Origin of the sequence: Streptomyces sp. CAU 1734 (genome assembly GCF_039888735.1) — a bacterium.
Taxonomy (GTDB): domain Bacteria; phylum Actinomycetota; class Actinomycetes; order Streptomycetales; family Streptomycetaceae; genus Streptomyces.
In genome coordinates this window covers 372,560-392,085 of sequence record NZ_JBDQQP010000006.1, presented here as the reverse complement: position 1 = coordinate 392,085, position 19,526 = coordinate 372,560, and the positions used below count along the sequence as shown (strand labels likewise).

Sequence of the window (19,526 nt, the reverse complement as noted above, 5' to 3'; positions counted from 1 at the left end):
CCTGACAGATATTAAGACGCTCGGGACACTGATTTCGTGCATCCGCGAGGAGAGTGATGTCGGTCACCATCAGCCTCATGCGTCTCACTGGTCACATTCATACCAGTGTTCACGAGAACTCTCTCACGCGGTGAACACCGCGTGATAGCGCGTTCCTTGCCGCCGGGAGCCGCCGGTACTGTGCGTACGGACACGGAACCCCCGAGTGATGGCCACGGGCCTTCGGACCCGGCAGTATCGGCCCCCTCAGCGGATTCATTCGTACGAGGAAAAGGGTGTGAACATCGTGACGAGCGAACTTCCCCCGATCGCGGGTGTGCCCGTGCCGGACACCGCACTCGCCCGGGAGGCGACGGAGCTGGTACGGGACACGGCAAGCCCCCTGATCTACCATCACTCGCGCCGGGTGTACCTCTTCGGCGCACTTCAGGGACGCAATCGGGATCTCTCCTTCGACCCGGAACTGCTCTACATCGGGGCGATGTTCCACGATCTGGGGCTGGCCGAGCGGTTCCACAGGAGCGGCCGCCGCTTCGAGGTGGACAGCGCGGACGAGGCCCGGCGCTTCCTTTCCGCGCGCGGTGTGCCCGAGGACAGCGTCCGCCGGGTCTGGACCGCCATCGCACTGCACACGACCCCGGGTATTCCCGCGTTCATGGAACCGGAAGTGGCTCTGGTGACAGCGGGTGTCGAGTACGACGTTCTCGGTATCGGCTTCAACGATGTTTCCGATACGGACCGTGCGGAAATCGTCACTCACCATCCGCGCCCGGACTTCAAGCGCCACATCCTGGAGGCGTTCACCGAAGGAATCCGGCCCAAGCCGGAGACCGCTTTCGGCAATGTGAAGGCGGATGTGCTCCAGCACTATGTGCCGGGTTTCGAACGCGGTGATTTCGTACGAACGATCCTGGACTCCCCCTGGTCCGAATGAACGAACGCCCGGTGACCGCCCGTTCACGGATTCCCGCGATCAGCGTCGCGGGTGAACGGTCATCCGGCCACCAGACGTTCCACCGTGCCGGTGAATCCCCGCCACGCCTCCTCCGTATCGGCGCCGCGGGTATGCGGTGCGCGGAACAGGCTCAGAAACTCCGCCGTGTCCGCGAGATCCCAGCGGAGGCGGTGGAGGGCGAGCGCCGACGGGTCGGGACGGCGGCCGGTCAGCTCGCTCCACCGGTCCAGATCCTCCGGGCCGGCGGCGGCGAGCCACAGATCCCGCTCGGGTGAGGCCAGGCCGACGGTGTCCCAGTCGGCCAGCAGCGGCCGCCCCCGGCCGTCCCACAGCAGATTGCCGGGGTGCGGCTCGCCATGGGTGACCACCGGCTCCCCGCCGCCTGCCGCGAGCGCGGCGGCCCGCCGGCCGAATTCACCGAGCCGGCGGCGCAGGGCCCCCCGGGAAGCGGCCAGCAGCTCCGCCGCGGGCTCGGTGAAGGGTCCCGCCGGAACAGCGGCGGAGGGCTCCCGCAGGGCGCGCTCCAGCGCTCCGGCGCCCGGCGGCGCCGACGGGATCACCAGAATGCCCCGGGGCACGGGCATCCGGTGCAGCGCGGCCAGGATCTCCACGACCCGGGCCCGCCGCTCCGCCGGGAGCCGCTGTCCGAACTCCCCGGCGACCGCCGTGACGAGAGGGAAGACACTCATCGCGTACCGGCCGCCGGGCATCCGCCGGACGGTCTCGCCCCCGGGCGTGCGCAGCGGCGCCAGGACGAAGGGCAGCGGACCCGACTCCCGCAGCAGGGCCGCGGTGTCCATCGCCCGGCGCAGCCCGCGCCAGGCGGCCTCGGCGCCGGCCCCGCAGTGGTCCTTGTGTTCGAGGTCGGCGACGGTGACGAACCAGTCGCCGCCGCCGCTCGCGGTCCAGTGGTGGTCGCCGAAGCCGACCGGGGCGTACGCGAGACGGACCGGGTCGATGCCCCACGCCCGCAGCGTGTGCCGGAGGGCGTTATCCCCCACGTCCTGCGGCTGCTCCTTCATCCCGCCGAAGCTAGTCCCTCACGTCCTTACCGTCAGCCGGATTTCCGGCGCCGGCCGCCGCATTCAGCCGCTCGTCCCGCCTCCGAGGAAGTGGAAGCCCGGGCGGGGGTGCATCAGGAAATCGTGGTGCGAGATGTTCCAGGCGTACGCACCGGCCATCGCGAACACCACCCGGTCCCCGGCCCGCAGCCCGTCCGGCGCGGGCACCGCGCGGGCGAGGACGTCCTTCGGGGTACAGAGCTGGCCGGCCACGGTCACCGGGCCCGCCGCGGCCGGGGGCCGGGGCCAGGGGTGGGGCCAGTGCCCGGCGGGCAGGACCGTGCAGGGCTGGTCGTGGCCCTTGGCGGCGGGGGTGCGCAGATGGTGGGTGCCGCCGCGGACGACCGCGAACGCCTCGCCGTGGCTGAGCTTCACATCGAGCACCTCGGTGGCGTACCAGCCGCAGTACGCGGTGAGCGCCCGGCCCGGCTCGATCCGGAGCACCGTCCCCGGATGCCGGGCGGCGAGCCGGGCCAGGCCCCGGCCGTACGCCGTCCAGTCGAAGAGCTCCCCGGGGCGGGTGTAGTCGACGGCCATGCCGCCGCCGGTGTTGACCTCGCGCAGGACCGCCCCGTGGCGGGCGGCGAGGGCGGCCGACCACTCCGCGATGGCCTCGGCCAGGGCGAGCTGGGGCCCGGCGTCCAGACCGCTGGCGAGATGGGCGTGGACGCCGAGGAATTCCAGCCGCGGCCGGCTGCCGTCGGTGAGCATGCGCACGGCGGTGTCCGCGTCCGCCGGGTCGATGCCGAAGGGCACCGGCCGTCCGCCCATCGCCAGCGCGGCGCCGGCCGGGAGCCCGCCCGGGACCGGGACATTGCAGCGGAGCAGCACTCCGGCGGAGGTGCCGGAGCCGGCGGCGAGTGCGGAGAGCACGTCGATCTCGTACAGGCTCTCCACATGGAACCGCCGGATCCCGAGCCGCAGGGCGGCGGCGATCTCGTCCGGGGTCTTGCCGGGGCCGCCGAAGGCGAGGGGGCGGCCGGGGACGGCGGCGGCGACATGGGCGAGTTCACCGCCGGAGGAGACCTCGCAGCCGTCGGTGTACGGGGCGAGGGCGGCCAGGATCTCCGGTTCGGGATTGGCCTTGGCCGCGTAGTACAGCTCGGTCCCGGCCGGGAGCGCGGCCCGCACGGCGGCGGCGTGGACGCGCAGCGCGTCCAGATCGTAGAGGTAGGCGGGCAGGTCGCCGGGGCCGAGGGCCAGGGCCCTGTCCCGGACTGCGGCTGTGATCATCCGGTGCTCCGGGCGGCAGTGGTGGCGGACGGGTGAAGGGCTCGGCTGCGGGTCACTGGGCGTTCCGTCCCGCGCCGGCCCGGGTCGCCTCGGAGAGCACATCCTCGGCGAGCGGGGACGGCAGCCGGACATACCCGGCGTGACGGTCCGCCGAACGCTCCCAGCGGGCCAGGAGATTGGCCTTCGCGGGCAGCGGGACGCCGGCCAGCAGCGCGCCGAGCCGGGGCGGGCGGCCGTTGGCCCCCGCGTGGTCGTCGAGGGCCCGGCGCACCTCGGCCCAGAGCGCCGGTTCGGTGCTCGGGTGGAGATCGGCGAGGGCGGCGAGGAGTTCGGCGATGTGGTTGACGAGCAGGCAGTACACGACCCGGTCCCAGCCGCGCCGGGCGTCGTAGCTCATCGGCCCCGCGACCTCGGGCGGCAGGGCGGCGAGGGCTTCCCGGTGGTGTTCGGGCACGAGCTTGGTGCCCTCCAGGTCGCGGAAGAGGATCTGGGCGGGGGCGCCGTCGCCGTCGACACAGAGCACGACGTTCTGGAGGTGGGGTTCGAGGACGAGCCCGTGGTCGAAGTAGGCGGCCAGCACCGGGGGCACGAGCAGGGCGAGATACCGGCGCCACCAGCCGAGGGCGTGTGCCGGGTCCGTGCCGACCAGCCGGGAGACATGTCCGGGTCCGGTGGGGTACTCGTCGGCGACGGCCGCCGCGAGGAGCGGTGTGGTGCCGGGGCGCAGCCGCTCGCCGAGCCCCTCGCGCACGATCACCCCGAAGCCCTCCAGCAGGCCGATGTCGGGGCGGCCGTCCGGGCCGGGCAGCGCGAGAGTGCGGTAGGCGGGTTCGCGGAGCATCCCGGTGTGCGGGTAGCGCTCGGCGAGGTCGGCGAGGGCGGGTGCGAGCAGCCGGGTGAGGGCGACCGCGCCGGAGAGTTCGTAGTGGGCGTTCTTCCGGACGCAGTTGGTGATCCGGACATTGAGGCTGAATTTCAGGAAGGTGTCGCCGTCGTAGAGGGTGCGGACGGAGGCGGTGGGGGTGAAGAGGGTCTGTCCGGGCCCCAGGTCGATGATGTCGGCGCGGTCGAGGGCGGCCCGCAGGGCGGGGCGGGAGCCGAGGTGTTCGTACTGCCAGGGGTGGGCGGGCAGCAGCCGGTAGCCGGCCGGGACGGGACGGAGCCGGTCCAGGGCCGCGTCCGCGCCGGGCTCGGCGCACTCCCGGGCGATCAGATGTTCGCGCACGGCGAGCATCCGGAGCGGGAAGCGGGCTCCGGCCTCCGGCGCGTACGCGGCCCAGCTGGCCGGATCGGAGCTGTGTGCCTTGGGTGTGGGGTGGAAGCGATGGCCGAGGACGAGGGACTGTTCGGAGGCGAGATAGGTGGTGAGGGGGTCGCCGGGCCGGTGGGTGCGGTGGCCGTGTGCGGCCAGGGCGGCGGAGACGCCCCGGTGGGTGGCGTCGATCTGCGGCAGGAATTCGTCGTTGCGGGCTCCGGTGCGCAGGGAGAGCTCCGCATGGGTGTACTCGGCGAGCCGCCGCCACTCCAGCTCCGTCCAGCCGCGCCCGGACTGTTCGGTGACCGGCCCGGTGAACCGGTGGGAGCCCAGCAGCGAGGTGCGGCGCAGCCCGACCCGGAGCAGCACTCCGCGCCGGGGCAGCCGCAGCAGCAGATGGCGGCCGACCACGGCGGTCTGGTGCTCGGGGCCGGAGACCTCTCTGAGGAGACAGTTGAGGAGGGTGTGGGCGACGGCCTCGTCGGGGGTGGGGAGCTTGGCGGGCGGTCCCGCGGAGGCGGCGGGACGGTCGGGTGTGGTGCTGGTCATCGTGCGTCACTCCCCCGTGCCAGATAGTTGGGGCCGGTGGTGTAGTGCTTGTTGATGTCCAAAGCCCCTGATCTTTCCTTGGTCAGCAGGGTGCCCGCCGTGACCATTGCCTTGACGGGGAGGTGCGGCGCGTCCAGGACATGGGTGCGCAGCAGGGCGGCCCGCCCGGGGTCGAGACGCGCGACGGCCTCGGTGAGCCGGTCGCGGACCAGACCGAGGAGCCGGGCGAGCGGGGCGTGTCCGTGGCGGGCGAGGGCGAAGGCGGGGGCGCCGGCGCACAGATGCACGGTGATGGTGGTGAAGAGGTCGATGACCGGCCGGTCGCCCCCGGTGCGGATCCGGGCGTCGTCGAAGGTGTCCGGGTCGAAGCCGGCCGCGCCCGCGGCCGGGCCGGCGAGGCGCTCGCGGACCAGGTCCGTGTTGACGCGCGGACCGTCGTTGTCCTTGAGCAGCAGCCGCAGCCGGGTGCGTCCGCCGGCGGTGTCCAGCAGCAGGGTGATGTTCTGCTGGTGCGATTCGAGGGCGATTCCGTAGCCGAAGAGGGTGGTCTGCCAGTCGAGGAGAAGGGTCAGGACGTCGTCGAACAGGGCGAGCGGGTCTCCGCCGTGAAAGCGGTCGGCGAGGTCGTCCACGACCAGCCGGCCGCCGGGGCCCGGCGCGAGCAGGGCGGCGAGGGGGACGGTGACGGTGTCCTCCAGGCCGGCCGGAAGCCGGCGGACGAGGACGGCGAGCAGTTCGTGTCCGGCGTGGGCGAACCGGGTCTCGTCCATGTGGAGGACAGTCTCCCGGAATCGGGGCTCGCGGGCGACGACCGCTTCCAGCAGCCGCTGTCCGGCCGCGCCGTCGACGAGGCTGCCGGGTTTGACGGTGCGCCGGTTGAGACGGCCCAGGGTGGCGGTGGACAGGGGCAGTTTGAGATGAATGTACGGATCTGAGGTGAGGGCGACCGTCCGCATGGAGAGGGTGGGCACGGCCTCCGGTCCCGGACGGCTCTCCAGGACGGCCCGCCGGCCGAGGCCGGTGGCGCGCAGCGCCTCGCGCAGCGGTTCACCGGCGGTGAGCGGGTGGACGGGCAGGGCGAAGAGGTCCCCGCCGGGATCCGGGAGGCCCGGGACCATCGCGGGGCCGGTGCTGTCGTCCCAGCCGTGGGCGGTGACGCTCTCCCGGGGCAGCAGCAGGACGCGCAGCGGGAAGCGGGGGTGGAACTCGGGGGCGTACGCGCGCAGATCGGTACGGGTCAGTCCGGCGCGGCTCCGGCCGGCCGGGTGGACGGGGTGGTCGGTGCGGGCCGCGAGGGTGTCGAAGGCGAGCCCGGCGGCCGGTCCGGACCAGTGGGCGGGCCGCCGGCCGTGGGCGCCGGTGAGCTCGGTGAGGATCTCGCCGAGGGTCTCCGAGTGGAGGCGGGCGGTGTCGAGGGCCCGGCGGCACTCGGCGGCGAAGGCGGTGAACCCGTCGCCGTCGCGGGGGTCGGCCGCGGCGGCGAGGGCGGCCAGCACCGTCTCCGCCGTGGTGAGTTCGGCGCCGTCGGACTCCCGGCGGAGCAGGGGCAGCCGGGGCTCGGTGTCGCACTGGAAGCCGGGATCGGCCGGGCGGACCGGCAGCAGCAGGGCGTCCGGGCCCGGCACGGGCAGGCGCAGCCAGCCGCCGTCGGGCTCCCGCCGGCGGGTGGTGCGGGTGCGCAGGCCGGCGACGTCCTCCCGGAGCAGGGTGCCGAGCACGGCGAGCAGCAGTCCGGGGCCGGGATCGGCCCCGGCGGGGGCGGGTACGGGACGCGCGGGGTCCGAGCTCATCGGTGTCACGGTGTGATCTCCCAGCTCAGCCCGGCGAGAAAGTCCTCCACGGCGCGGTCGACGGAGTCCTGGTCGGTTCCGGTGGCACGGATGATGCCGAGGAAGTCGCGGTTGGTGTGGTGGAGATCGTGCCGCTCGCCGACGGTGCGGGCCGGGCGGAAGGTGAGTTTCACATCACCGATTGTCAGATCGGCGGGTCCGGGCGCCGCGGTCAGGGTCCCCGCCCGGTCGGCGCAGGGGTATTCGAGCCGGGCCGCGCCGTCGGTGCGGGCCCCGAGGGCGGCGGGGAGCGGTTCGCCGAGGTGGGTGCGGAGTATGAGTTCGAAGAGGGGGACGGCGAGGAGTTCGGCGAGGAGCAGATCGCACTGGTCCCCGATGGCCCGGTAGTTGACCTCGATGATGCGCACCTCTCCCCGGTGCACGACGAATTCGGTGTGGCAGGCGCCGAATCCGACGCCGAGGGCCCGGAGCCGCTCCAGTACCTGGGTCACGACCGCCTCGGGGTGGGCCGGGACGTACGACAGCCGTTCCTCGATGAAGTGCGGGGGCGGTGAGAGCTCGGTGCGGAATCCGCCGAGGACATGAAGGCATTCCCCGTCGCCCAGGGTCTCCAGGGTGTGGAGTTCCCCGGGGAGGTACTCCTCGGCGACGAGGGCGGCCCCCGGGCGGCGGGTGCGGATCTCCGCGCAGCGGCGCAGCAGTTCGGCGGGGTCCTCCACCCGGAAGACGTCCTCGCTGGCGACGCCCTCCCGGGGCTTGACCACACAGGGGAAGGGGATGCCGGCGGCGAGCAGTGCGGCCGGGTCACGGCCGGGTGCGAGCTCCGCCGCGCGGATCCGCTCCTGGGGCAGGTGGCGGCGCATCTGCGCCTTGTCCTTGGTGCGGAGCGCCGCCTGCCAGCTCTTGCCCGGCAGGCCGAACCACTCGGCCGCGAGCGCGGTGGTGGTCTGGAGGTGGTCGCTGTTGCTGAAGACGGCGTCCGGGTGGCGGTGTGCGGAGACGGCGCTGATGACCGCGTGGAAGTCGCGCACGGCGCACTCCACGACCTCCACCTCGCCGAGCCCGTCCCGGTCCCGGTAGGCGGCGCGGTGCGCGGCGGGCTGGTCCGTCAGCACCGTGACGGCCAGGCCGAGCCGGTGTGCGGCGGGGAGGAAGCCCTCGGTGACCGAGTCGGTGGGATTGAGGGCGAGCACATACATCTGCATGGGTGAAATACTTCCGCGCGCGCATTTGGTGAGGAGGGGACAGGGAGGAAAAATACCGGGCGGCCAGAGGCGGGCGGCCCGCGGGACCGGGGGGAAACGCGCAGGTCGCAGCAGTGGTGACCGCTTCCGGCCGACAGACCGGAGCTTAGGTTAGGCATACCTCAGAAAGCCAATTCGGCGCGTTCGGGCCCCAGTTAACGATCTGGTCCGACGATGTGGTTAAGGTGAGCCTTACCTTCCTCGTCTTCGCCGCCTTTCTGAGGAGTACCCCCGTGACCCTGGCCCCGGCGCTCGCACCTGCCGGAGCTGCCCTCAGCTGCTCCGCTCTGCTCGCATCCTCCTATCGACGGCTCGCCGCCCTGTGCGAGGCCCTCGATGTGGTGGTGGCGGAGCCTCATGCGCCCATGGCCCGGGGCTGGACCGACGGCTCGGAGCTGGCCTGTCAGCCCGAACTGCTCGACGCCCTGCTCGACTCCGAGGCGGCCCGCATCCGGGACCGGTACGAGCACATCGCCCGGCCGGATGTGATCGCCTCCCGGGCGCTGCACGGATTCCTCTGGTCGGCCGGCCTGCTCATCAGCGGCCCCTGGTATCTGGAACGCCGGGTGCCGCTGCTCCGCCCGCATCAGGTCCGGGTCAGCCGGGCGGGGGACGCGTACGCCGTCGTCCCCGGCGCCTTCTCCTGCCTTCCGGACGATCCTGCGGCCGGTCTGCCCGGGGTGCGCGTGATGCCGGGCGAGGAATCGCTCCGCGCGGCGCTGCGGGCGGCCGTCGCCGACCATGTCCGGCCGCTGCTGGCGGCGATCGGCCCCCGGGTGCGGCGCGGCCCGAGGGCGCTGTGGGGCATGGTGACCGATGATCTGGTCTCCGGGATCTGGTACGCGGGGCGGATGCTCGGCGACGAGGAGCGCGCGGTGCGCGAGGCCGGGGAGCTGCTGCCGGGGGCCGTCGGACCCTATCCGGGCGGCGCCGCCTTCCGCCGGCTGACGGGCCGTGACGGAGCGTCGTATCCGACCCGGAACCGGATGGGCTGCTGCCTCTACTACACGATCCGGCCGGCGGAGGCCTGTGCCACCTGCCCGCGCACGGATGACGCCGAACGGCTGCGGCGGCTGGAGGGCACGGCGACGTGAGCCCGCCGGGGCCCGGGCGCCGGAATTCCGCGCCCGTGCTCCCTCCGGCCGTCCCCCGTGAGAGCGGTACGCGGAGCCGCGCGGCCGGCGGGGCGCACGGTTTCCACGGCATCGGCCCGATGACCTCACATCGCCCGTCCGGTCCTGCCGGTGTCCGGCGCACTGCCGGCCGGAACAGCCGAGGAGTTGTTGTGGCCACGCTCGAAACGCAGATCCGCCGCGGACATCAGCGACGGGGACCGGATCTGTTCGGTGATCGCCGGCGCGGAGCCGTGGCGGGAGCCCGGTACGGCGATGGGCCGTCGCGCGTACGCCTTCGGCCGGATCATCGGCGCGATGGTGCGCCGGGTGACCGGCAAGCCCGTCTCCCGGGTGCTCCGGGAGGGGACCGGCGAGCCGCTGGGGATCGCCGACGGGCTCTGGTCCGGCATGCCGCCCGCCGGGCCGGCCGCGCACGCGGCCGGCCCGGCCCGCGGCGTCAACCCCCGCAGCCGTGCGTCACCCGGGGATCCATTCGGGCTCAAGGACGAGGAAGGCAGCCGCGGATACGGTCATGACCGCCGGTCGGCCGGTATCCTCCCGGGACGCGAGGCTCGGTACCCGCTCTGCTCCGCTGCCCGAATCCTGGCAGTTCGGCTGATTAGAGCGCTGCCAAGGACGGTCTGTTCCATCATGCTGGATGGTGGTGCCGTTCCGGCCGATCCACTGGCAACGGGAGGCAACGGGTGTTCGGTTTGGTGCAAGCGCCCGACCGTGACGGGAAGCTGGCGTACGAGGAGTGGGGAGACCCCCAGGGGTATCCCGTCTTCCTGCTGCACGGCACGCCCGGAAGCCGGCTCGGGCCCCGTCCGCGCACCTTCCATCTGCACAATCTGGGGATCCGGCTGATCGCCTACGACCGCCCCGGGTACGGCGACTCCGACCCGCACACCGGCCGGAGCGTGGCGGACGCGGCCCTCGATGTGCGGGCCATCGCCGACACCCTGGGGATCGGCCGCTACTCGGTGGTGGGACGCTCGGGCGGCGGTCCGCATGCCCTCTCCTGCGCGGCGCTCACCCCGGAGCGGGTGCGCAGCGCGGCGGCCGTGGTGACCGTGGCCCCGCCGGACGCCGAGGGGCTCAACTGGCTGGTGGGCATGGCGGAGTCCAATGTGATGACGTACACCATGATGGCCCGCAACTCCCCCGATCTCACCCAGGTGGGCGCACTGCTCGCGCGCAACGCGGACGCGATCCGCCGCGACCCCTCCTCGCTGCTCAGCTCGCTGGCCGGGGAGATGCCGGCCGTCGACCGCCGGGTGGTGGAGGACGCCGGAATCCGGGATCTGCTCCAGCTCAACTACCTCTCCGCGGTGGGGGAGGCGGATGAGCCCAGCGAGCCGGACGGCGGCGGACCGGCGCCGCTGCCGGAGCCCCTGGGCTGGATCGACGATCTGGTGGCACTGCGCCAGCCCTGGGGATTCGCCCCGGAGGAGATCTCCGATGTGCCGGTACTGCTCTGGCACGGCGAGCAGGACGTGTTCGCGCCCGTGAGCCACTTCCACTGGCTGGCGGACCGCATCCCCGGGGCGAGCGCGGTCCTTCAGCCGTCCGCCGCGCACTTCGCGGCGCTGCCGGCGCTCGGCCCGATTCTGGCCTGGGTCCGCGACAACGCGGCCGTGCCCTCCGGCCGGGTGCGCGATCACGCGGGGTGACCTGCGCGCGGGAGACAGCCCGCCCCGGACGGCGGGTCAGATCGGATGCGGTTCCAGTTCCAGTCCGCTCCGGTGCCATGACTGGAGCGCCAGCGAACGCGGGTGATCCGCCCCCAGCTGTCTGATCAGCTCGGCCAGCGCACCGTCCCGCATGGTCTCGGCCGCCGCCTCCTCGCCCAGCTCCCGCAGGACGACCGCGAGGTTGGCCGCGCAGACCAGGGTCGACGGATGGCTCGACCGCAGCACCTCGCGCAGCTCGTCGAAGGCGGCCTCATAGGTCTTGCGGGCCTGCTCGTGCCGGCCCCGGGCGCTCTGCGCGTTGGCGAGATTGACCCGGCAGGCCAGGACGTGCGGATGGCTCTCGCCGAGCAGCTTGGTGAAGGAGGTGACGGCCCGTTCCAGGATCGTCTCGGCCTCCTCGGGCTCTCCGGCGTTCAGCAGATGGACGGCGTAGTTGGCGGAGCAGGCGACCGTGGACGGGTGTTTCGCCCCGAGTGTGTTGGTGAGCGCCTCCAGCACCCTGCGCACCAGGGTCAGACCCTCCTCCACCCGCTCCAGCGCCATCAGATCGCCGGCCAGGTTCATCTCGGTGAGCAGCCGGTCCGGGGAGTCCCCGGAGTCCCCGTCGGGCATGTGCTTGAGCACATGACGGGTGAACTGCTCCGCTTCCGCGGGCCGGCCGGCCCCGCGCAGAGCGCCGGCGAGTCCCTTGACCGTGTTGAGCACGGTGGGCGCGCCCTCGGTCAGCTCCACATTGCGCAGACAGCGCTCATGGGCCCGCTTGAGCAGATTGACCGAGGCCGTGTAGTCGCCGCAGTCCCAGAGATCCCGGCCGAGGTTGACGGCGGATTCGATGGTCAGCGGATGGTCGGGGAGCAGAATCTCCTCGCGGGTCTCCAGGGTCCTGCGGTCCAGATCGCGCGCGGCGTAGTAGTCGCCGGAGGCGCGCAGCGAGACCGCGAGGTTGTTGGCGGTGCTGAGGGTGCGCGGATGGTCGTCGCCGTAGACCTCGCTGTAGCGGCGGTGCGTCTCGCGGTCGTACTCGAGGGCCTCGGTGAAGCGGCCGAGGCCGCGCAGGTCGGCGGCGATGCTGCCGGTGGTCATCAGGACATGCTGATCGTCGCGGTCGCCGAGCACGTCGAGCTGGCGTTCGAGCACGGCGGTGTCCAGGGAGAGCGATTCCTCGTACCGGCCCTGGGCCCGCAGGATGTTGCCGATCTGGAACCGCATGTGAAGGGTCCAGCGCTCGTCCGGGTCGCCGTGTTCGCTCCAGCCCCTGACGCACCGCTCGCTCAGCTCCAGGGCCTGGGAGAGCTCACCCCGCCGGCGGAGCTGGCGGACCCGGTCCACGATCAGCTCGCGGACGCCCTCGTCGGAGGTGACCAGCGCCCAGGGGGTGCCGAGATGAGGCCAGATCACCCGGTAGCGGTCCCAGGTGCTCGGGTCCTCGGGGTCGTCCTTCCCCGGCCGGGCGGAGATCAGGGCCCGGTAGACCATGTGGCGGGCGTCGTCCTGTTCCTGCTCGGTCATGCTGTGGCGCATGGAGAGCTGGATGAGCCGGTGCACCTGGACACAGCGGGCCTTGCGGTCGACGCGGAGCAGGGCGAACCGGCTCAGCTCCTGATAGGCGCGGGAGACGGTGCGCCCGCCGCCCATGGAGCGGGCGATCTCCACCCCCTCCAGGAGCTCCATCGAGATGGGTTCGGGCCCGAAGTAGGAGCAGAGCTGGAGGAGCCGGACGGCGGGCGGGTAGTTCTCCCGCAGCCGTCCGATGGCGAAGTCCCAGGTGCCGCTGGTGGTCCTGGTGAGATCCGCGACCTGATCGCCCTCGTCCGGCTCGGCGCCGCCCGGCTTCTGGAGGAGCCTGATGTACTCACGGGCGCCGAGGCCGGTCTCCTTGATGCCGGCCGCCGCCTGTTCGACCGCGATGGGCAGGTCGCCGAGGGCGTCGGCGAGGAGGTCGGCCTCGTCCGGGCCGATGTCGGGCAGCCGGCGGCGGAGGTGGCTGATGCTCTCCGGGCGGCTGAAGACGCCCACCTCGATGGTCTCGGCATGCCGGCCCCAGCCCTCGGAGCGCTGGCTGGTGATGAGGATGTGCCCGGACCGGCCGTGCGGCAGGAAGTCGCTGAGCCGGTCGGCGGCGTCGGCGTTGTCCAGGATGAGCAGCCAGCGGTGGAAGGGTTCGCCCCGGTCGAGCGCCTCGCGGACCGCGCGGGCGGCGTCGGTGGGGCTCTTGCGCTCGGTGAGGCCGAGTTCGGACGCCATGCCCGCGTACTGCTCCACCGCGAGGTTGCGCTGTTCGGCCTGGATGTGCCAGACGACGTCGTAGTCGCCCTTGTAGCGGTGGGCGAACTCCTGGGCGAGCAGGGTCTTGCCGACACCGCCCATGCCGCGCAGCAGTATGGTCTGGCTGCCCGTCCGCAGCCGCTCCCTGATGGTCTCCAGGAGCTCGGTGCGTCCGGTGAAGGAAGTGGTGCGCAGCGGTACGGACCAGACGGGCGGCTCGGCGCCGGGGTAGCGGGGGGCGTTCCGGTCGGCGCCGGTGAAGTGGGCGCCGGAGCGGGGTTCGGGGGCGGCGTCGAAGGCCCGGAGCAGGGCTTCGGCCGCGGCGTCCGCGGTGGCGCAGCGGGTGAGGTCGACCAGCTGGTCGGTGAAGGGCGCGCTCAGGGCGATCTCCTCCACCCGCACCGGCACCAGATTGCGGCGGTTGCCGAGCCGGTCGGGCGAGAAGACCGTCTCCCAGGTGGCGCGGAAGCGCGAGGAGCGCAGATAGGCGCCGGAGAGCACGGCGAGGGTGTGCGAGGTGGACTCCACCCCGCGCTCGGTCTCGGTCTTCAGCCGGCCGTCGCCGGTACTCTCTTGGGCGAGATGGACCCGGAACTCGGCGGCTTCGAGGACGGAGCGGATCCACTCGGCCCAGGTGCGGTCCTGGGGGACATGGCTGATGTACACATCGGAGACGTCGAGCGGCCGGCGGCGGGTGAACATGTCGAGATAGCGGCGGCGGCTGGTCTCCTCCATGCGGGGCATCGAGGTGACCTCGCCGTCGGAGACGACGGCGGTGAGGCGTTCGTAGGCGGCGAGGAGGGAGGCGTGGTTGCCGGGTGTGTCGCGGAAGGGGGCGAGGATTTCCTCGTAGGAGTAGACGGGGCGGTACGGGATCTCGACGCTGCCCCAGTACTCGTGCGCGGGCACGGTGCTGTGGCGCTCCAGGAGCCTGCCGAAGCGGAGGCGGATCTGGGCGCGGGCGGCGTCGAGCCGGTCGGCCTGGCCGTTGGTGTCCTCGACGCGCATCGGCACGGGAAGGATCCGGATGTTGCGGTTGCCGTACATCGCCTCGATGCGTTCGGCGACGGCGGCGGCGCCGTCGATGCTCTGGCTGCTCGGGGTGAAGCAGGTGACGAGGGTGTGCGGGAGGTTGACCGTGCAGATGTCGGAGATGTCACTGAGACCGGTACGACTGTCGATCAGCACATAGTCGTAATTCTGTACGAATTCCCGTTTCACCGCCTCGATGAATTGCGTGGCTCGCGGCCCCTCCATGAAGGGTTTCCAGTCGAACTGCGAGAACGCGCTCAGATAGCCCTTGTTCTTCGTGCCGGCGGGCAGGAAATCGAGCCGTCCGTTCTGCGGGAATTCCCAGACGACGGGGATCACACAGTGGTTGAACCGGGCCCGCTCGGCGACCCAGGCGTCGTCCACGGCGGTCCGCTCGCCGCCCCAGGTGGCGGGGTACTGGACCTCGGCGAGCCGGAGCTGTTCCAGCAGGGACTGGTTGAAACGGCTGACCAGGTCAAGCACTCCCGGGGTGGTGGCGAGCTTGTCCCGGTCCAGGAAGGGATGGAGGAAACGGTCCAGCCCGGGGGCGTCGAGATCCCAGTCGACGACCAGGATCCGCTTGCCCGCCGAGGCCAGGATCCAGGCGGTGTTGGCGAGCGCCATCGTCCGCCCGGTGCCGCCCTTGTACGAGTAGAACGTGATGATCCTGCCCGCGTTCTCACCGGTCATGGTCTGGCCTCCGTGCCGTCCTGGTCGGTGCCGAGTACATCGGCCCCGAGCCCCGGCGGTCTCCCCCGCTCCGAGCTCCGCGGCGGTGATTGCGGCTGAATGTAGCGCAGATATCGCAGGTAACGCATATAGGCGGACTCGGCCAACTCGCCGAACCAGAGCGCGAATGCGTCGGCGGTGACCAGGCCGCGCACGGCGGACTGCTCGCCCATTCTTCCCTCCCGCAGATAGCGGGGAAAAGCGGATTCCAGGAGTCCGCGCAGTCGTTCGGAGTGTTCCTTCGTCTGCGGGTCGTCATCGGCGAGGGCGGTGAGCACGGCGGTCCAGGGCCGGTGCGCCTCGTCGAAGGCGCGGGCCCGCCGGGCGATCTCGGCGTCCTGGAGCGCCCAGGGGTCGACGATCAGGATCCAGGGCGCGGCCGGGGTGCCGCTGCCCCGGAGCTCGACGAGGGCCTTGTCGAAGGAGACCACCTCCGGATCGAATCCGAGGTTCCGGGCGAGTTCCCTGACCTGTTCCGCGACCGGGCCGCCGGCGACCGGGCCGTAGGGGCGCCAGTGCAGCGGGCTGGGGCCATAGCGGGAGGGCTCGCGGCCGATCGGCAGGCGCTCCTCGGAGAGCGCGAGCACGGTGACCCGGAGCGGCGGGCTGGGCGGCAGGGTGGCGAAGGCGTCCGGCAGCCGGGCGAGCGAGCCGGAGTCGAGCCCGCCGGGGGCCCGGCCGCCGGGCGCGATCTCCACGATGCGCCGGGCGAGCCAGTCGATGACCTGGAGGGCGTGGCTCTCCTCCAGGTCGAGCAACTGATGCAGCCCCATGGCGGCATAGCTCTCCTCGGCGTCGCCGCCCGCCTCCGGGACGGCCGGGGTCTCCTGCACCGCCTCGGGCACCGAGGCGGCCGGATAGGGGGTCCAGAGCACGGGCACGATCCGGGGCGGGGGGACCGCGGCGGAGCGCCGGGTGATGGCGGTCCACTGGCGTCCGCACTGGGGGTCGGTGAAGTACCGCTTCGAGTAGAGCGGCACGAAGACCCGGCAGTGCGAGAGCGCGTCGGCGACCTCCTCCCCCGCGGTGCCCGGCAGTTCGACGAAGCCGGCCGCCGCGCCGGGCACCTGCGCATGCGCCGCGACCCGGTTGCGCAGTTTCATGTAGAAGTCGAAGACCAGCCGGTCGGGGTCGGGACCGGTGCGCCGGTCGCCGGGGATGCGGGCGTAGCTCAGGAAGAAGAGCGGCATCCTACGGTCCCTCCTCAAAGACATTGCGGAGGTCGTCGAAGAGCGCCGGGTCGCAGGGCTCCAGACGTGCCCGCTGGGCGACTTTGACGATGGTCTGGGCGATTCCCCACACGGCTCTGCGGTACTGGATCGCATAGCCCGCCTCGCGCAGCCCGTACAGCCCCATCTTCAGATACGAGGCGCCGAGGTCCGGATGGATGTACTGGACGGCCTCGGCCACCGGCGGCAGGTCGAGGTGGGCGGGGCTCAGCCACAGGACGGGCACGATGGCGTTGACGGTGTACGGCTTGGTCAGATGCTGGAGCGCCTGGCGGCGGGCGAAGGCGTCCCACTCCTTGCCGCACCATTCGCGGGAGAAGTACCGCTTGGTGTAGACGGGGACGAACACCTGGCAGGTGGCGAGCGCTTCCTTGAGGTTGCGCTCCCAGTCGGCGCCGATGCCCATCCGGCGGTCGAGGAATCCCGGGGGCTCGCTGCCGTCGTGATCGGTGAGCTGCATGATGTGACGGCACAGCTCGCGGTGGAAGTCGACCAGATCCTGGTCCGGGTGTTCTCCGCTGCGTTCCTCCTCGGTGGACGGAATGCGGGCGTAGCTGAGAAAGAAGTACGGATCCTGATGAACCGGCAGCGCCTGCGAGGAAGCGAACGGATGGGTCATGGCATCGCCTCCCCCGCGATCACCATCCGCCGTCCCGGGCGATCGTGGCCCCGGTCCGGCACTGAGACCTCCATTGGAACGCGAAAGGGCGGGCGGGTACCAGCCTCCGGGGGATGTGAGATGCCGCACGGGCACGGGCGCGGCAGGCGCGAGTGGCCCGTGTGCCGTAGGGAGGCCGCTCATCCGGTCCGGGCGGCGTCCACACAGGGCCGGTGGGGGTCAGCCGGACGGGCCGAGGGCCCGCGCCTCGGCGCGCATACCGGTCAGCAGCCGGCTGCCCAGGGCGGTGGGCGCCCCCTCGGTCTCCAGGACGTCCAGCGCGCCGAGGACGGCGGTGCGCCAGGACGCGGCGAGCCGGGCCGCCTCCGCTCCGCCGCTCCCGGCCCAGGGCCCGCTGCGGTCGGCCCAGACACCGGCGACCGCCAGTGCGGCGCAGGTCTCGTGGAGGATGGTGTCGAGCGGCTGCGGGGCGGTGCGCCAGGCGACGCGGTGCCGGCCGCCGCCGGGGCCGAGCAGGTCGTACAGGTCCTGGAGGGCGAGGAGTTCGGAGCGGCGGAACTCCCGGATCAGCAGCAGTGCGAACTCCTCCGGGGAGGCCGGCAGCGCGGTGGCGATCACCCCGAAGGTGTGCCGGGACGCGCGGCCCGGCGGCTGTCCGGGCGGACCGGCGACCGGGGTCAGGGCGCGGAGCCCGGCGGCGATCCCCTCGGCCCGGTGGGCGTGTCGGGTGCGGATGACCTGCCACGCCCGGCGGAGGAGCCGCTGCCACCGCCGGTGTCCGGCCTCGTCGAGCCGGGGGGCGCCGGCTTCCCGGTACGGGTCGGTGTCCTCCAGGGCCACCCGCAGCCCGTCCGCCTCCAGATGGCGCAGCGGCTCCCAGCGGACGCCGGGGGCGAGTTCGCCGAGTCCGCGGCCGTCGACGGTGAGCCGCCCGTCCGCCGCGGCGATGACGGGGGCGGGCGGCGGGCTCCCGGCGAGCACCAGGCGTCCGAGGCCGGGCAGTTGTACGGTGCCGTCCCGCGGCGGGACGGTGAGGGTCAGCGGCTCCCCGGCGCGGGCCGCCGCGGAGAGGGCGATCTCGGCGGGGCGGCCGGGGTCGGGCGGCCCGGATTCGCAGACCGCGAGGGCCCAGGGGCGCAGAAAGGGGTCCGTGAGCGCGATGTCCAGGGCGGCGGGCGAGAGGCCGAGGACCGCCCGCATCCCCGGCGCGGTCTCCCGCGCGGGATCCGCCCCGGCGGCACGGTGGGCGGCGGCCAGCAGCACCCGGCGCAGGCCGTGCTGGGCCCGTACCAGCTCGCGCACGGCGCTCGCGCCGCTCCGTCCGGCGGCGACGGCGTCGAAGTGGGCGGGCTGCATGCCGAGCGCGGCGGCCGGGCTCCCGGCCTCCGCGGCCGTCGCGTACCGGATCAGCTTCAGCAGATCCGCGCAGTAGACGGAGGGGTTGTCGAAACCGCCCGGGGGCGGGGCGGCCGGTTTCCCGGAGGCGATGCGCGGGATGGGGAGGAGCACGGGAGCCCTGGGGGCGGGGCGCGAGTCGGGGGAAAGGCTCGGGTCGGGGGCGGGACACGGCTCGGATGTGACGGCCGGCGCGAAGGAGGGGGCACGGGGTACGGGGGGCGCGTCCGGCGCGAAGGAGGGGGTACGGGGAGTGGCGGACGGGTGCCGGGCGGCGGAGACGGAGCCGGTCGGGGCCGGTGCGGAGGGCGGCGTACGGAACCGGTGGGCGTAGAGTCCGCCGCCGCAGACGCCGACCACCGGGCAGTCCCGGCACTGCGCCGACAGCCCGTCGAGTCCGCGCCGCTGGGCCAGGATGCCCGGATGGCCGGCGGCCAGGTCGAAGCTGTCGCGGGCCACGTGGAAGCCGGTGCCGGGGGCTCCCTGCGCCACGGTCTTCAGCCAGTCGGCCTGCTCGACGGCGCCGTCGGTCTCCACCACCAGCAGATCCGAACTGCCCAGCCCCAGCGCCTCGGTGAGGCTGATTCCGCCATGGGCGAGCCGGGTGATCGACTCGAACATCCGGATCCGGACCGGCCGGCCGTCGGCGGTCCAGGCCCGGTGGACGGCGATCAGCCAGTCGGCGTACCCGGCGGCTCCGCGCGGTCGCGGCGGCGGCCGGTCCCAGGTGGCGTGCGGCAGCAGGAAGTCGATGGCCGGCGGGTCCAGGGCGGCGAGCGAGCGGTAGACCATGACCGGGTCGTTCTCCACATCGATGGTGCAGAGCAGCCCGCCGAAGGCCCGCCGGTGGGCCGGGGCGCCCAGGAGACGGATGCCGCGCACCGCCCGCGCATGGCTGCCGGATCCGTCGGCTCTGATCCGGTGCCGGTCATTGGCGGCCCGGTCGCCGTCGAGGGAGACACCGGTGACGATGGACTCGTCGGCGAGCATGGCGCAGAACTCCTCGTCCAGCCGCAGCCCGTTGGTCTGCATCCGCAGATCGAGCTCGCAGGCACCGCCGAGGGCGGTCCGCAGCCGGCGGGCGAAACCGCGCAGCCGTTCCCGTCCGGCCAGCAGGGGTTCGCCGCCGTGCAGCACCACATGGACCCGGGGCAGACCGTGGGCCAGCGCATGCTCGGCGATCCGGGCGGCGGTGTGCCGGAAGGTCTCGTCCGACATGGTGACCGGCCGGCCCCGCCAGCTCTGGTCCGGGTGCCGGTACACATAGCAGTGGTCACAGGCCAGATCACACCGGCTGTGCACCTTGATCACGAACTGCCGGAAGGGCCTGACCCCCGCGGGCACGCGCGTGCTCCTGCGGC

Annotated in this window: 13 protein-coding genes; 3 read left to right on the top strand and 10 right to left on the bottom strand. The window is 72.9% G+C overall.

The annotated features are described in order from the left end of the window. Positions 1-286: 286 nt before the first annotated feature. Positions 287-934 (top strand): HD domain-containing protein, encoded by a 648-nt coding sequence (locus AAFN69_RS14370; protein ID WP_347728923.1) that lies wholly within the window; start codon positions 287-289, stop codon positions 932-934. A gap of 59 nt (positions 935-993) precedes the next feature. On the opposite strand, the gene AAFN69_RS14365 is transcribed toward AAFN69_RS14370, so the two are convergent. The 5 genes from AAFN69_RS14365 to AAFN69_RS14345 all read right to left on the bottom strand — a co-directional run bounded on the left by AAFN69_RS14365 (position 994) and on the right by AAFN69_RS14345 (position 8,048). After that, positions 994-1,977, bottom strand: a complete 984-nt coding sequence (locus AAFN69_RS14365) for a phosphotransferase (RefSeq protein ID WP_347728842.1) — start codon at positions 1,975-1,977, stop codon at positions 994-996. Positions 1,978-2,040: 63 nt separating this feature from the next. Continuing rightward, positions 2,041-3,249 carry a type III PLP-dependent enzyme gene (locus AAFN69_RS14360; RefSeq protein ID WP_347728841.1) on the bottom strand — a complete coding sequence of 403 codons (1,209 nt, stop codon included), beginning with the start codon at positions 3,247-3,249 and terminating at the stop codon, positions 2,041-2,043. Between the two features lie 52 nt (positions 3,250-3,301). Further along, positions 3,302-5,053 carry an IucA/IucC family protein gene (locus tag AAFN69_RS14355; protein WP_347728840.1) on the bottom strand — a complete coding sequence of 584 codons (1,752 nt, stop codon included), beginning with the start codon at positions 5,051-5,053 and terminating at the stop codon, positions 3,302-3,304. Then, positions 5,050-6,843, bottom strand: coding sequence for an IucA/IucC family siderophore biosynthesis protein (locus tag AAFN69_RS14350; protein WP_347728839.1), 1,794 nt, complete (start codon positions 6,841-6,843; stop codon positions 5,050-5,052). The genes AAFN69_RS14355 and AAFN69_RS14350 overlap by 4 nt, the downstream gene beginning before the upstream one ends. Positions 6,844-6,848: 5 nt before the next feature. Beyond that, a complete protein-coding gene (locus tag AAFN69_RS14345) occupies positions 6,849-8,048 on the bottom strand; it encodes an ATP-grasp domain-containing protein (RefSeq protein WP_347728838.1) in 1,200 nt (399 codons plus the stop codon). Between the two features lie 272 nt (positions 8,049-8,320). On the opposite strand from AAFN69_RS14345, the gene AAFN69_RS14340 reads away from it, so the two are divergent. After that, positions 8,321-9,181: a (2Fe-2S)-binding protein gene (locus AAFN69_RS14340; RefSeq protein ID WP_347728922.1), complete on the top strand. Its 861-nt coding sequence runs from the start codon at positions 8,321-8,323 to the stop codon at positions 9,179-9,181. 125 nt (positions 9,182-9,306) lie between these two features. Here the strand turns inward: AAFN69_RS14340 and AAFN69_RS14335 are convergent, their stop codons facing one another. Next, entirely contained in the window at positions 9,307-9,510 is a 204-nt protein-coding gene (locus AAFN69_RS14335; RefSeq protein WP_347728837.1) for a hypothetical protein, read from the bottom strand. Between the two features lie 405 nt (positions 9,511-9,915). On the opposite strand from AAFN69_RS14335, the gene AAFN69_RS14330 reads away from it, so the two are divergent. Beyond that, positions 9,916-10,875, top strand: coding sequence for an alpha/beta hydrolase (locus tag AAFN69_RS14330; RefSeq protein WP_347728836.1), 960 nt, complete (start codon positions 9,916-9,918; stop codon positions 10,873-10,875). Positions 10,876-10,911: 36 nt separating this feature from the next. On the opposite strand, the gene fxsT is transcribed toward AAFN69_RS14330, so the two are convergent. The 4 genes from fxsT to AAFN69_RS14310 form a co-directional block, all read right to left on the bottom strand. Beyond that, positions 10,912-14,883, bottom strand: coding sequence for an FxSxx-COOH system tetratricopeptide repeat protein (fxsT, locus tag AAFN69_RS14325; RefSeq protein WP_347728835.1), 3,972 nt, complete (start codon positions 14,881-14,883; stop codon positions 10,912-10,914). Beyond that, on the bottom strand, positions 14,880-16,112 hold the full coding sequence (gene fsxC / locus AAFN69_RS14320) for an FxsC protein (RefSeq protein ID WP_347728834.1): 1,233 nt from the start codon (positions 16,110-16,112) through the stop codon (positions 14,880-14,882). The genes fxsT and fsxC overlap by 4 nt, the downstream gene beginning before the upstream one ends. Position 16,113: 1 nt before the next feature. Next, a complete protein-coding gene (locus AAFN69_RS14315) occupies positions 16,114-16,770 on the bottom strand; it encodes a TIR-like protein FxsC (protein WP_347728833.1) in 657 nt (218 codons plus the stop codon). Between the two features lie 219 nt (positions 16,771-16,989). Continuing rightward, positions 16,990-19,509: an FxsB family cyclophane-forming radical SAM/SPASM peptide maturase gene (locus AAFN69_RS14310; protein ID WP_347728832.1), complete on the bottom strand. Its 2,520-nt coding sequence runs from the start codon at positions 19,507-19,509 to the stop codon at positions 16,990-16,992. Positions 19,510-19,526: the final 17 nt, after the last annotated feature.